The sequence below is a fragment of the Escherichia sp. MOD1-EC5433 genome, assembly GCF_002966005.1.
Lineage (GTDB): Bacteria > Pseudomonadota > Gammaproteobacteria > Enterobacterales > Enterobacteriaceae > Escherichia > Escherichia ruysiae.
On sequence record NZ_PTRL01000008.1, the window covers coordinates 207,494 to 221,740 of the forward strand.

The 14,247-nt window shown below is 52.5% G+C and carries 11 protein-coding genes; 1 reads left to right on the forward strand and 10 read right to left on the reverse strand.

Annotation, left to right across the window (positions count from 1 at the left end):
- Nucleotides 1–81: 81 nt before the first annotated feature.
- From mukB to cmoM, 4 genes are read right to left on the reverse strand one after another with little or no spacing between them, the layout of a single operon-like run.
- Nucleotides 82–4,542 carry a chromosome partition protein MukB gene (gene mukB, locus C3D30_RS16995; protein ID WP_105287163.1) on the reverse strand — a complete coding sequence of 1,487 codons (4,461 nt, stop codon included), beginning with the start codon at nucleotides 4,540–4,542 and terminating at the stop codon, nucleotides 82–84.
- The gene (gene mukE, locus C3D30_RS17000; RefSeq protein ID WP_010344468.1) at nucleotides 4,542–5,246 is read right to left on the reverse strand and encodes a chromosome partition protein MukE; all 705 of its coding nucleotides are present in this window, start codon (nucleotides 5,244–5,246) and stop codon (nucleotides 4,542–4,544) included. Before mukE ends, mukB begins: the two co-directional genes overlap by 1 nt.
- Nucleotides 5,227–6,549 carry a chromosome partition protein MukF gene (gene mukF, locus C3D30_RS17005; protein WP_001288859.1) on the reverse strand — a complete coding sequence of 441 codons (1,323 nt, stop codon included), beginning with the start codon at nucleotides 6,547–6,549 and terminating at the stop codon, nucleotides 5,227–5,229. The genes mukE and mukF overlap by 20 nt, the downstream gene beginning before the upstream one ends.
- Nucleotides 6,546–7,331: a tRNA uridine 5-oxyacetic acid(34) methyltransferase CmoM gene (gene cmoM, locus C3D30_RS17010; protein WP_105284939.1), complete on the reverse strand. Its 786-nt coding sequence runs from the start codon at nucleotides 7,329–7,331 to the stop codon at nucleotides 6,546–6,548. Before cmoM ends, mukF begins: the two co-directional genes overlap by 4 nt.
- Nucleotides 7,332–7,466: 135 nt before the next feature.
- On the opposite strand from cmoM, the gene elyC reads away from it, so the two are divergent.
- Nucleotides 7,467–8,246, forward strand: a complete 780-nt coding sequence (gene elyC / locus C3D30_RS17015) for an envelope biogenesis factor ElyC (RefSeq protein WP_000899558.1) — start codon at nucleotides 7,467–7,469, stop codon at nucleotides 8,244–8,246.
- Here the strand turns inward: elyC and C3D30_RS17020 are convergent.
- The 6 genes from C3D30_RS17020 to msbA form a co-directional block, all read right to left on the reverse strand.
- A complete protein-coding gene (locus C3D30_RS17020; RefSeq protein WP_105287164.1) occupies nucleotides 8,223–9,116 on the reverse strand; it encodes a YcbJ family phosphotransferase in 894 nt (297 codons plus the stop codon). The genes elyC and C3D30_RS17020 overlap by 24 nt on opposite strands.
- 151 nt (nucleotides 9,117–9,267) lie before the next feature.
- The gene (gene kdsB / locus C3D30_RS17025; protein WP_000011586.1) at nucleotides 9,268–10,014 is read right to left on the reverse strand and encodes a 3-deoxy-manno-octulosonate cytidylyltransferase; all 747 of its coding nucleotides are present in this window, start codon (nucleotides 10,012–10,014) and stop codon (nucleotides 9,268–9,270) included.
- Nucleotides 10,011–10,193: a protein YcaR gene (ycaR, locus tag C3D30_RS17030; RefSeq protein ID WP_000350069.1), complete on the reverse strand. Its 183-nt coding sequence runs from the start codon at nucleotides 10,191–10,193 to the stop codon at nucleotides 10,011–10,013. Before ycaR ends, kdsB begins: the two co-directional genes overlap by 4 nt.
- 51 nt (nucleotides 10,194–10,244) lie before the next feature.
- Nucleotides 10,245–11,477 (reverse strand): crosslink repair DNA glycosylase YcaQ, encoded by a 1,233-nt coding sequence (gene ycaQ, locus C3D30_RS17035; RefSeq protein ID WP_105287165.1) that lies wholly within the window; start codon nucleotides 11,475–11,477, stop codon nucleotides 10,245–10,247.
- 35 nt (nucleotides 11,478–11,512) lie between these two features.
- On the reverse strand, nucleotides 11,513–12,499 hold the full coding sequence (gene lpxK / locus C3D30_RS17040; protein WP_016157995.1) for a tetraacyldisaccharide 4'-kinase: 987 nt from the start codon (nucleotides 12,497–12,499) through the stop codon (nucleotides 11,513–11,515).
- Nucleotides 12,496–14,244, reverse strand: a complete 1,749-nt coding sequence (msbA, locus tag C3D30_RS17045; RefSeq protein WP_000551252.1) for a lipid A ABC transporter ATP-binding protein/permease MsbA — start codon at nucleotides 14,242–14,244, stop codon at nucleotides 12,496–12,498. The genes lpxK and msbA overlap by 4 nt, the downstream gene beginning before the upstream one ends.
- Between the last annotated feature and the right edge of the window lie 3 nt (nucleotides 14,245–14,247).

Consider the following 14,247-nt stretch of genomic DNA (forward strand, 5'->3'; position numbering starts at 1 on the left):
AAAAGCGCGCCGTAATGCGGCATTTTTTTAGTGCAGAAACGGAGTTTTCGGAAAAAAGGCGACATCGCTGCCGCCTTAATCTTAACTTGCCTGGGAAGACGCTTCGTCAGCTCCTGGAAGCGTCTCAGGAAGCTGCGGCGCAAAGCCACGTAAACCAACCACATGTACGTGCTCGGTATTCTGGAATACCTTACGCACCAGTTTGTAGGTGGTGCCTTTCTCCGGGCTAATATTTTCTGGCGCCGCGATGATGAGCTGCATTTGCAAACGCTCACACAATTCAAACAGCGTGGCGATAGAACGAGCATCCAGTCGCGCTGCTTCATCGAGGAACAACAGGCGGCAAGGAGAAATGTCTTTACCGCGCAGGCGGCGTGATTCATCTTCCCAGCTCTGTACCACCATAACCAGAATCGACATACCTGTACCAATTGCTTCACCGGTAGATAGTGCGCCCGATTCCGCACGCAGCCAGCCATCGGAACCACGGTTAACCTCAACTTCCATCTCCAGGTAGTTGCGGTAATCCAGCAGTTCTTCACCAATGGTCTGCGGTGTGCGCTGGCCCATATCAATCTGCGGGTTAAGGCGCTGATACAGTTTCGCCAGAGCTTCCGAGAAGGTCAGACGGTTGCTGTTAAACAGATCCTGATGTTGTTCATGCTGTTCAGAAAGGACATCCAGCAGCATGGCGTGAGTTTCACGCACGTTCACGTTCAGACGCACGCTGTTCACCTGACCGAACGACACGTTCTGCAATCCCTGGTTGAGCATACGGATACGGTTCTGTTCGCGCTGAATGGTTTTGCGAATAATGTTCGCCACGCTGCGGGAACTGATCGCCAGTTTCTGTTCGCGGGAAGTTAACTCTTCAGTCAGACGGCTAAGTTCGATTTCCATCTGCTCGATAGCTTCCACCGGATCATCGGTACGAATAATATCCTGACGAATACGTTCGCGCAGATGCTGGTAAACCGCCACGAAGAACTGAATTTTACGTTCCGGACGTTTTGGATCTTCCGACATACGCAGCACGTCGCGTAGATGTTCGTTATCCGCTACCGCCAGACGCAGCGCACCTAACGCCTTATCCGACATGGAACGCAAATCATCAGCGGAGAGATAAGCCAGCTCGCGACGGTGTAAGCGGCGCTCAACGCCATTATCTTTCACCATGCGCATGACTGCACACCAGCCCGCTTTGGCGGTCACCACCTGCTCGCGCATCTCAAAGTAATCACGTTCCAGCTTGCGCAGTTTGCGGGTCAGGTTGTCCATCTCCGCTTCGCAGAAGGTAAGTGCTTTTTCCAGTTGGTTGCGACGTGAACGGTTATTGCTCAGTTGCGCATGTAATTCGTCACGGCGAATACGCGCCCGTTCTTCTGCCCCGCTATCGGCACGCACCCCGATATCCTGCAATTCGCGTTGCAGATCGTTAAGCAGCTCTTTTTTGGTGTCGTAAGAACTTTTCAGCGAGGCCAGTACCTGGTTGTACTGGCTCAACTGCGCTGCGTGACCACGCAACGCTTCACGAGCGCGGGTACGTTCCGCTTCCGCCTGCTCCAGACGCTCACGCAGTTTTTCGTTGAGATCGCTGTTACCGCTGAGCATTTCTGCCGAGTCGGAGTAGCTAAAGTGCGCACGACGCTGCACCACTTCAGTCAGGGCAAATGCCTGCTGACGGGCATCTCGCTGCATTTGCTGGGAGTACGCGTAATCTTCTTTTAACTGTTCGAACTGTTCCGGGTCGCTCTGCAACACCGAAACCATCGGCTCCAGTTTTGCAAGTTGATTACCGAACTGCTGAACAAAACGCGCGGCTTCCTGTGCTTCATCCAGACGTTCGCGGATTTCATCGACGCGATCCGCCAGGCTGTCATCAGCCAACAGGTTGAGACGCGGCAGAATGCGATTTAGCGCCGTAACGCCCTCTTTCGCCTGCTCAAACTGAATACGCTGCTGCTGGTTATCATTTTCATGATTACTCAACGCACGCTCCAGCTCGACGCGACGGCTGTTGAGTTGGCGGATTTCGGCTTCCGGATCGGACTCAAACGCCACCGCCAGATGGCTGCCGATAAAACGGCTAAATGCCTGATGCAGGCGCTGGGTTTTTTGTACATCAAAGGAGAGCGTAGCAAAACGTTCAGAGAGCACTTCACGCTCGGCATGAAGACTTTCAATACGGCTTTCGCGCGCCGCACGACCAAACAGCGGAACTTCCGGGAAGCGTGAGTAACGCCACTGACGGTCGGCAACTTTCACCACCACCGCTTTTTCCAGCTCATCAACGCTGAACACGCTATCATCGAATGACTGCGGATCACCTTCGATCAGATAGAGATCTTCCGGGCAATCGGTTAAACCTTCCAGTTGTTCGGCAATCTGCGACAGATCCGGCACAACGATCGCGTGGCGAGACGGGCCATATAGCGCAGAGAAGTACGGCGCATCTTCAAGGCTAACGTCGTCATAAATTTCTGACAGCAGCACGCCACCAAAACGTTCTGCCAGCGCATTCAGGCGCTGATCTTCAGAGCCGCCCGGCTGACTTAAACGCTCAATCTCTTCGTCAACGGCGTTTTTACGCGCGCCCACTTCGTCACGTTCAACAATCGCTTCGCGCTCACGCTCCAGCAACTGTTGCATGTATTCAGTGACGTCCTGACTGGAAGTGAACTCTTCACCGCACTGCTCGCTCAACTGATTGAGGCTGTTTTGCGCCGCCAGCCAAACCGGCGCACGCTGCATCAGACTCTGAATGCGTGATTGCAGTTGTTCCTGTTCCTGACGCAGCGCCATGCGCTCTTCACGGGCGTTAGACACGCTGTCAGAAAGAGAGGCAATGCGCGCTTCCAGTTCCTGATGCAGGGCTTCCAGTTCGTCGATATCGAAATTCTTGCCCTGACGTTTGCAGAATTCTGCCAGCAGTCTTTCGGCTTCTTGCTGCTCGCGCAGACGCTGTTCCAGTTCGCTTAAGCGCATCCGTAGCGGCTGAACCTGTTCTGCCAGGTGGCGCTGATCGACCCCTTCGCGCAGCAATTCGCGGGCGACCTCCCACGCTTCGTTACGCGCCAGCGGACCGTTGATTGCTACTACCAATTGATAAGCCTGCTCAAACTGGCTGTGCGCAGTTTGCGCCATACTCATTTTCTGCTCAAGAGAGAGCATTGTTTCGGTCGCTTCCAGCTCTTTCGCCTGGAAGGTTTCCAGCCATTCGGCGGCGCTGTCGGCGGTTAAGTCCGGCAGATGACACAATTCTTTGGCACGATTAAGCGCAGCAATCGCCTGGTTGTACTGGATCGCGCGCGTTTGCTGGACGTCCAGCGCCTGCTGGTAGTCAGCAAGCTGGCTTTTCAGCTCATCCACTTCCAGTTCGGCGGCTTCCGCACGCGCTTCGTTCTCTTCCTGGCGCTCGATGGCTTCTGCCACCACTTCGTTTTGCTCTTCCAGACGGATCTGCAGCTCATCGAGATCCGCTTCGTAACGTTCGATCTTTTCCTGCTGACGCAGTGCAGTCTGCACCAGGTTCAGGTGATCGCTGGCCGCCTGATAATCCGCTTCCAGATCGCCTTCGGCACCGTTGTGCTCTGCCAGCTCACGCGCCATATCGACGTGTTTGTACTGCTCCGCCGCCAGTTGCTGACGCGAAGTATGTAGCTCACGACGAAACTCCAGAGCTTTGTCGAGATGGACACGGCGCTCGTTGGCGTGACGCATGTAGTCCGCCGCCACATAGTTGGTAGCTTCGCTAATCAGATGCTTGAACAAGTCACGGTCAGACTGGGTGACACGAATCGCTTCCAGCGTCATGCGGTTTTCACGCAGCGCCGCTTCCATGTCCTGGAACGCTTTACGCACACCGCTGTTTTCTGGCAGCAGGTAGTCGCGCAGGGAACGGGTAATGGCGCTGGAAATACCGCCGTACAGCGAGGCTTCGATCAGACGATAGAATTTACTACGATCAGAAGCAGAACGCAGACGGCGCGCGATGATGCCCAGATCGAACATCAGCGAATGGTAATCGGTGATGGAGTTGAACTGCTTAAACTGCACGCCTTCCATCGCCTCGAGCTTGTCTTTCAGCTCGTTAAGCGGCAGCACGCGCGCCTGACGTTCGTTCAGGGTTTCGGTCACCAGTTGCGTCGGCTGCACCGACATCGGCAAGCCCTGAATGGCAAACGGTTTGATATCAACTTTACGATCGCGCCCGGCAACCTGTTGTAGACGCACACCAACCACCACGCGCTGGTGGCGCGAGTTGATGGTGTCAAGCATCGAATAACAGACCCCCGCTTTTAGCTTACCGTGCAGGCCTTTATCTCGCGAACCGCTGGTAGCACCGGCTTCCGTGGTGTTACGGAAATGCAACAAGGTCAGGTCGGGGATAAGCGCCGTAACGAACGCCGCCATAGTGGTGGATTTACCCGCACCGTTACCGCCGGAAAGCGTCGTGACCAGCTCATCAAGGTCAAAGGTACGGGCAAAAAAGCCGTTCCAGTTAATCAGCGTCAGTGAGCGAAATTTACCGCGTTCAATCATTATTCTTCCTCTCCGCTATCTGGCTGATTCTCTTCAGTTTCGTCGTTGAGTTGCAGGTGGTTTTCCAGCGACATAGCTTCACCATCGCGAATCAGGCGACGCTGGGCTTCGCGCGGATCGTCGCCCGCACGGACATCCGCACCGAAACGGAACACCGATTCAGTAATGCGGAACTTGCTGCTGTCGTGCCCCATAAACCACACCATGCCTAAGCGGCGCAGACGGTTGAGCGAAGAACGTACTTTTTCCTGCAACTTCTGGCGATCCACGTCCGAACCGGTAGAACGATTGTTTACCAGTTTCAGCAGTTTCGCTTCATCGGCCAGGGTGAGCAGTTCATCATACAATTCCTGCTGAGTAAAAATCCCCTCGTTCGCCAGCCGTTCCGGGCTGAGATAGAGATAACAGAGGATTTTCCCAACCATCATGTCCAGTTCCGACAATACGGAGCGCGGGATAATAGTGGTAGAACGTGGGCGCAAATAGAAAAAACCTTCCGGCGCGCGAATAAGCTCCACGTTATAACGTGCGTAAAACTCTTCCAGATATTCCTGAAAATCCATCAGGAATGCATGATTATCCAGTTCGTCGAGGCCAATATGACGGCCTGAACGTAAGGCGCTATCCAGCGCCGGAAATAACGGATTCGCCAGCGCCTGCGCCAGCTTAACCGGCATCACTTGTTCAATATTTGTCGATGACATGCGCCTGTACCTTGGCTCCGTAATCATTAATCGGCTGCCATTTCGCAGGCAGTCCGGTGAAATCTGCTTGCGCTACGCCGAGGCGTACCGCCTGATCAATAACAATACGCGCAACGTCAAAGTGACGCGCACGTGGATACTGCGCCAGATATTCGCGTACCACCAGACCAAGATCCAGCGGTACTTGTCTGGTTTTGTACACGGCGAGCTGTTCTTCGATGATCGCCGCCAGTTGTTCGCGGATCTCGTTGAACTCTTCGTACTCTAAATCTGGCGGAAGCTCCCCGGTCACTTCTTCGTCGCGCAGTGCCATCTCTTCGTCACGCATATCCAGCAGACGATCGGCATTCGCGTAAGTCAGCGCCCACGGCTCATCAAAATAGGTTTGTACCGACTGACGTAAACGCTGGGCAAAGACGCGGTTTTTATCCATATCGATAGCAGTACGGATAAATTTGTGTACGTGGCGATCGTAGCCAATCCACAAGTCGATAGATTGCTGTCCCCAGCTGATAATACGATCGAGCTTACTTTGCAGATCGAACACCAGACTATCGACAAAATGCAGATCGTCATGCGTCATGGTCGCATCCTGAATGCGCAACAGGTTAGCCTGCAATTTGTCACCTGCCGCTTCCAGCGTATCCTGCAATTCACGCAGCGTACCGGAGGTTTCTGAAAGCAACAATTCGCAGCTGGAGATCGCCGCCCGCCAGTCTTTATTCAGCAACTGAGCGATGTCATCTTTCACCTGCTGCTGCTGCTCATCCATCAGACGTTGCGTCAGATCGATGCTGTCGAAAATTTCTGCTACAGAATATTTCAGCGGCGCATAGACATTGCGGTGCCAGTGAAACTCATCACCGCCCTCTTCTGCCGCATCCGCCGCACGCTTCAGTTCGCCTGCAACGATCGACAACTGCATAGAAAGACGCAGCGTAGAAAACTCGCGCTGACGGATATAGTAGTCAGTAATGCCGATGCCGAGCGGCGTCAGACGATATATAGCGTTCCCTTCCGCCTGCTCACTGGTAAAGCGGTTCAGCAGACGTTGACGCACCATGTCGTTGATCGCGTTGTTGGCGCGCACGCCGATGGTTTCGCTGGTTTGCTCAAACGCATCACTCACATGGCGGAATGCATCCACCAGCTCGCCTTCACTCATCTCACCATCCAGACGCTCGCCATTCAGCGTGGCAACCGCCAGCAGAAAAGAGAGTCGGTCTACCGGCAGCGAGATGGAGAAGTCATTTTTTCTGGCCCAGGCAACCAGTTCGGGGACTGTCTGGGAAAATTCACTCATACTTTATCCTTGCTCTGCGGTTTGCGCGCGGTGACATGAATATAACGCCCCAGGCTGATATACGGTTCCTGGCGGCAATAACGCGTTTCTAATTCAAGTAATGCTTCGTAGCAGTCGCGCTGCTGGTGCTTTTCACGCAGATAATCATGAAACACGCGAACGCCGGTTTTACCCATAATTTGCCAGCCAGCTTCTTCCAGCCACTGATATACCTGCGCCGGGTCGCGTGGATAGTCTGGCGAAAGCGTCCGTTTTTTCTTTTTCGGCATTCCCGCCTGCACGTAATCAAAATTCCCTGCGACCATGTTATGCATCAGCAAGCCGTGCGCATTGTAGAACATTAATGACAACATGCCGCCTGGGCGCAACACTGACCACAATGTTTGCAATACGCTGCGGGGGTCAGCCACCCATTCCAGCACCGCATGGAACAATATCAGATCAACGGGCGTTTCCAAATGCGAAGCAACGTCCTGAGCGGCGCAATGTATAAATTGCATGTTGTCGCTCACACCTTTAGCTTCTGCCGCCTGCTTTGCGCGGTCGATCATCTGGGCGGAGAGATCGCATAAAATGACCTGATGCCCACGTTCGGCCATTTTGATCGCGGTCTGTCCTTCACCACCACCGGCATCCAGTACGCACAGTTTGTGCGGCTCCATATCCACCAGCACACGATCGAGATCCTGCCACAGAATAGCCTGCCGAAGCTGTCCTTTGGTGGTGCCGTAAATGTTACGGGAAAACTTTTCCGCAATGTCATCAAAATTGCGATCCTGCATTGCTTTCTCCACCGGTTGGCTAAGACGTTTTCTGATAAAGGCGCTATTTTGTCACAGCCACGGCGAGAATGAACCCGTCTGGTGTAATATCACTGCCGATCCCTCGCTATATGGTTAAAAAAGGAACCAGAAAGGATGCTTTTTACACTGAAAAAAGTGATTGGCGGTATGCTACTGCCACTTCCGCTAATGTTGTTGATTATCGGTGTGGGTCTGGTGCTACTGTGGTTTAGCCGTTTTCAAAAAACCGGAAAGATATTTATTAGCGCCGGATGGCTGGCGCTTTTGTTATTAAGTTTGCAACCAGTAGCCGACCGCCTGCTGCGTCCCATCGAAAGTACTTATCCGACATGGAATAATGCACAAAAAGTGGACTATATCGTGGTGCTCGGAGGTGGTTATACCTGGAACCCGCAGTGGGCACCAAGTTCAAATTTAATCAATAATAGTTTGCCGCGCCTGAATGAAGGTATTCGTTTATGGCGCGAGAATCCGGGATCAAAACTGATCTTCACGGGAGGCGTGGCAAAAACCAATACGGTGAGTACAGCCGAAGTGGGTGCCAGAGTAGCGCAATCGCTGGGCGTACCGCGCGAACAAATTATTACGCTGGATTTGCCAAAAGATACCGAAGAAGAAGCAGCCGCAGTGAAACAGGCAATTGGTGACGCCCCTTTCCTGCTGGTGACATCTGCGTCTCATTTGCCGCGCGCGATGATCTTTTTCCAACAGGAAGGTCTGAATCCGCTGCCAGCCCCGGCGAATCAGCTGGCAATCGACTCACCGCTTAATCCGTGGGAACGGGCAATTCCCTCTCCGGTCTGGTTGATGCATAGCGACCGAGTCGGCTATGAAACGCTTGGTCGCATCTGGCAGTGGCTGAAAGGTTCGTCAGGCGAGCCAGGGAAGGAGTGATTTTGATGCCAGATCGAAGTTGCGCCGGCTAAACCGTCCGGTATTGACCAGTTGCGCAACTTCATCCCATAACACATACAGCCAACGCCGCCAGATGAACGACTCCGCCACTGGCGCGCGTTGCAGGTAACTCCAGAGTAAATCTTCTGCCAGAGTGTTATCCATCAACCGGAACAACTCATACTCACGTGGCGCCCAAAGCATGAGGCCCGGCCCTACCATCGCCAGTAATTGATCGCTACGAGAATCTTTCAACATGCTGCGCAAACAGAAATTGCCATGGATCAGCACACAATTGTCGTTAAATCCTTCAAATAATGCCGGAAGACATTCGCGGGTGCGGAACAGGATACGCTTATCCTGCATCGTTAGACCGGTGTTATGGAACTGATTGAGCGTGGTCCATAGCACTTCAACATGTTGCCGATACCATGAGGGCCAGAAATTTTCCTGAGTATTGTCGACTGCACCGACGCAACCGCGACTGTCCTGTCGGTGCCAGGCCAGCAGAGCTTCAACAATTTGCTCTTTCAGATGATCCCAACGTTCCGGTGTACGCGCGGGTGCTTCCACAGAAACACCACGCATCCGCTCCAGTAACAGGATATCGGGGCCAGGATGTTCTTCGTGTGTCATCACGCCATAGATGGTTGGCATACGAATAGTCCCACTGCGTGCCAGCATGGTGGTTTTCCATGCCAACTGGCGGGCTTGTCCTGGCGTACTAAAGCTTCTCGCCATTAACGGCATTGGGTTTCCCTGGCTGTCATACAAAGCCCACAACGCCGTATCTGCTTTTTCATTGACGCACTCAATACGACTGAGTTTTTCGCCCAGTAAATGGCTTAATTCGGCACGCAGCTGTTCCATTCAGATTACCCTCATAAAAGCTACTGCCTTCATAATGAGCGCCAATGTAAAAGATGTCACCTGAATGAGATCAATTGTTGAAAAGAAAAATGAGGAAAATCGTAACGGTACGACACTCCCCCAAAATCAGGTGGAGTGTCGTGAAATTAGCTTAGAGCATTTCAGCGCGAACGCGCTCGAGATCTTCAGGGGTATCCACTCCTGTACCAGGAACTTCCTGGGCAACAGCAACGTGGATTTTTTCGCCATACCACAGTACGCGAAGCTGCTCTAACATTTCGATGTGTTCTAACGGACTTGGCTGCCAGTTGACATAACGACGGATAAAGCCTGCACGGTAGCCATAAATACCAAGATGACGCAGGAAGTTATCACCAACGGTTTCCAGACCTTTTGCAAAACGATCACGATCCCACGGAATGGTGGCACGTGAGAAGTAAAGCGCATAACCTTCAGCGTCAAGCACCACTTTAACCGCATTCGGATTAAAGGCTTCTTCCGCACTGTGGATAGGTACAGCAAGGGTTGCCATGCCTACTTCACGCTGGGCGAGATTATCAGCAACCTGACGAATGATTGTCGCAGGGATCATTGGCTCATCGCCCTGCACATTAACAATCACCGTGTCGTCGCTGAACGCGCATTTTTCGACAACTTCCGCCAGGCGTTCGGTGCCTGACTGATGATCGGCGCGCGTCATGCACACTTCCCCCCCAGCAGCTTCAACAGCGCGGGCAACATCTTGATGATCGGTTGCGACAATGATGCGATCGGCTCCTGACTCGCGGGCGCGGTCAAGAACATGAACGATCATCGGCTTACCGTTAATATCGACCAACGGTTTACCTGGCAGACGCGTAGAAGCGTAGCGTGCAGGAATAATCACCACAAAACTCATGATTTACTCTCATCAGCAGTCAGCACGCGGGCTTCCGTTTCCAACAGCACAGGGATGCCATCGCGCAGCGGGAAAGCCAGGTTATCCAGTTTGCAAATCAGTTCTTGTTTTTCCTGGTTATACCAAAGTTTGCCGTTGCAAACCGGGCAGGCAACGATTTCGAGCAGACGATGATCCATAGTTCCTCCAGATGGATCGGGTTATGAATGCATAAATCTTATCATAATCATTTATGCCCAGGGGGCTATTTCCCAGCCTGTGCGGCAATCACTAAAGAGACCGTGTGGGCAGCCCCCTAATGTCACTCGCGTTGCCTGCTGCCAGCCAGCAAAATCGGTAATCGCCTGGCGCAATCCTTTTTGAAGAGAAGCAGTCAGTTTGATGCCATCCTGTAACCAAAGGGAGATAACTTCAAGGACGCCCGTCTGGCGATGCATTTTGGCATCCATTCGCCCGACTAATTGTCCACGATGCAGTAACGGCAGAACGAAATAGCCATACTGACGTTTCGGTGCCGGCGTGTAGCATTCCAGCCGGTAGCTAAAATCAAAGAGTTGCTCTGCACGTTTACGATCCCAGACGACAGGGTCAAAGGGTGACAGTACAGTGCTATGCGTCGCGGTGAGTTTTCCCGCGAGAGCTGTTTCGAGAAGAGGCAACAAATCAGTATGCAGCCAGAGTTGTCCTAACCTCTCCACATTTACGGGGATAATTTTCCGCTGTTCAGCACGCACATCACGCCAGGCAGCCAGCGCCGGGCGTTTAAGGCGATAGTAATCTGTCAGCCACTGTTCGCGAAATATTCCCAGGCTACGCGCGCTGTTATCCAGCATCGTGATTTCTGCTTCTGTTTGCGAAACGAGGCCACACTTATCATCCCAGTGCGGCATGACGCGATGGGTTAAATCATAAATGCGCTGGAAATTACGCCTTTCAATCACCATAACCTTTCCAGCAGTAAACAGCCCTTCCAGATGGCGTTTATGCGGCTTCCACTCCCACCAACCGCTTGCCCCTTTGCGGGGATGAGCAAAATCGGCTGAACGTACGGGTCCGTTATCCTGAATGTACTGAAGTAACTGTTCAATTTCTTTCGCATGTTCCCGCATCCAGGCGTCTTGATATTTCCAGCCCATTTTTTCTGGCGCCAGCATCCGGTGGCGAATGAGATGAAAATCACTACGCGGCATAAAGCAGGCTTCATGCGCCCAGTATTCCATTAATTCGCCATGCGCCAGCGACTCGTCCAGCCACTGCGGAGGATAATTACCCAGACGACTAAAAAGCACCAAATAAGGGCTGCGGGCAACGATATTGATAGTGTCGATTTGCAGCAAGGACATGCGGGAAATAGCTGCCAGAATATCTTGCGGCAACGCGCGACGACGAGATTTTTTTAACAGGCCTTGCGCAGCGAGATGAAGATTACGCGCATCAGCAAGAGAGATATACGGCAGCGTCATTCATGGCTCCATCAATTGAACGCTGCTGCTGCGAATTAGTTGCCAGAAGCCAGCGAGGAAAGTTGCGCGAGCAGTTTCTCTGGCTCAGCGCCCGAAAACTGTGCGTCAACGGGCAAATACCACCAATTTTCTTCTGCAAAGCCCCGGCATTTCACCGCATCTTTTTCAGTCATAACCAGTGTTTGCCCGGCACTTAACAATGCGCTGACATCCACATGATTCAAAGACTGATGATCGGACAACGGCACACATTTTTCCGGTTGCACACCACACATATTCAGCGTGGCAAAAAAGCGCGGCGGATGACCAATCCCCGCCATTGCCACCACATGTTCAAGCTGTGCAATGTCACAACGAGCACCGGTACGCAAATTCACTGCCTGACCCGGTATTAAATTCATCGGAATTTCACCATCACGCGGTACGCCGCCATTGACGATTACCGCATCAACCGATTTTAAACGCCCGGCTCGCTCACGCATTGGCCCCGCAGGCAGCCACCAGCCATTGCCAAAGCGACGCACACCATCAATGACGACAATTTCCACATCTCGTGCCAGACGATAATGTTGTAGACCGTCGTCGGTTACGATGAGCTGCACATCAGGATGTTGCGCAAGAATGGCTTTTACCGCATCAGAACGGACGGGAGAAACTGCAACAGGCGCGCCAGTACGCTGATAAATCAACACAGGTTCATCACCCGCCTGTGCTGTGGTGGTCTCTGCCGACAATAACATCGGATACGACTCGGCCTTACCGCCATAGCCCCGGGATACAACACCAACACGAACACCGCGTTTTTGCAGTTGTTCTACCAGCCAGACAACGACCGGTGTTTTCCCGTTACCACCTGCGGTGAGATTACCGACTACCACAACAGGCACTGGGGCACGCCATGCGCGCTTCAGTTTTAGTTTATAGCAAAGACGGATAGCGCCACTCACCAGGCCATACAACCAGGAGAGTGGCAGCAACAGCCGCCACAAAGGGGATTCACCAGACCAGATTTTTTCGATCATTGACCAAATTGCATTTTGTGAAGTTGCGCGTAGACACCACGGTGCTCAAGCAAATCGTTATGCGTGCCGCGTTCCACAATGACACCATCCTCAACGACCACAATTTCGTCTGCCTTTTCAATGGTAGACAAACGGTGAGCAATCACCAGTGAGGTACGGTTTTTCTGTAGCTCGTCAAGCGCCGCCTGAATCGCACGTTCGGATTCTGTATCCAGCGCCGAGGTGGCTTCATCAAGGATCAGAATAGGGCTGTCACGCAACAAAGCTCGAGCGATAGCGATACGCTGGCGCTGACCGCCAGAGAGCAACACGCCGTTTTCACCAATCACCGTATCAAGACCGTTATCCATCTTATTGATAAAGTCCATGGCATAAGCCATACGCGCCGCTTCTTCAATTTGCTCACGGCTGTACTGGTCTGTACGTGCGTAAGCAATGTTGTTGGCAACCGTATCGTTAAACAAATGGACATTCTGCGATACCAGTGCAACCTGGTTACGTAACGACGCCAGGGTATACTCGCGCAGATCGTGACCATCCATCAGGATTTCGCCTTCATCAATATCGTAGAAACGCGTGATTAGGCTGGCGATAGTTGATTTACCCGAACCCGAACGCCCTACCAGAGCCACTGTTTTCCCTGCTGGGATCTTCAGGTTGATATTACGCAGCGCAGGGACTTCGCGCCCCGGGTAGGTAAAGGTGACATTGCGAAATTCGACGTCGCCAGTAGCACGCTCAATCTCGCGTTTACCTTCGTCTTTCTCCTGTTCACTATCCAGAATGGTAAACAGCGTCTGACAGGCCGCCATACCACGCTGGAATTGGGCGTTAACGTTGGTCAGCGATTTCAGCGGACGCATCAGTGCAATCATCGAAGAGAAGACAACGGTGATCGTACCGGCTGTCAGGCTATCCATTACACTTGGGAAGCTCGCGGCGTAGAGAACAAATGCCAGCGCCAGAGAGGCAATCAGCTGAATGATCGGGTCAGAGATGGAAGAGGCAGATACCATCTTCATTCCCTGCAAACGCATCTTGTTGCTGACCTTATCAAAACGCTTCGTTTCTACTTCCTGGCCGCCAAAAATCAATACTTCTTTGTGGCCTTTCAGCATCTGTTCAGCACTGGTGGTCACCTGCCCCATTGTGTTCTGCATGTTTTTGCTGATGCTGCGAAAACGCTTCGATACGATACGAATCGCAATCGAGACGATCGGCGCCAGCACAATCAAAATGATCGACAACTGCCAGCTGTAATAGAACATCATGGCGAACAGACCGATAATGGAAGCACCTTCACGCACCACCGTAATCAGCGCGCCGGAAGACGACGAAGCAACCTGTTCAGAATCGTAAGTAATACGTGAAAGCAGTGTCCCGGTTGACTGTTTGTCAAAAAATGACACCGGCATTCCCATCATGTGGCCGAACAGACGGCGACGCATGGTCATTACCACTTTTCCTGATACCCAGGAAATGCAGTAACTGGAAATATAACTGGTGATACCACGTAAAATCATCAGCCCAATAACCACCAGCGGCATCCACATCAGCACGGAGCGATCGGTTTTACCAAAGCCATCATCGAGAAGTGGCTTAAGGAGCGATAACATGAAGGTATCGCTGGCTGCGTTGAGAATTAACGCTATGCCCGCCACGATCAGACCCGCTTTAAAAGGCGCAATGGTTGGCCACAGTCGGCGGAATGTCTGCCACGTAGAGAGATCTTTGTCGTTATGCATTCA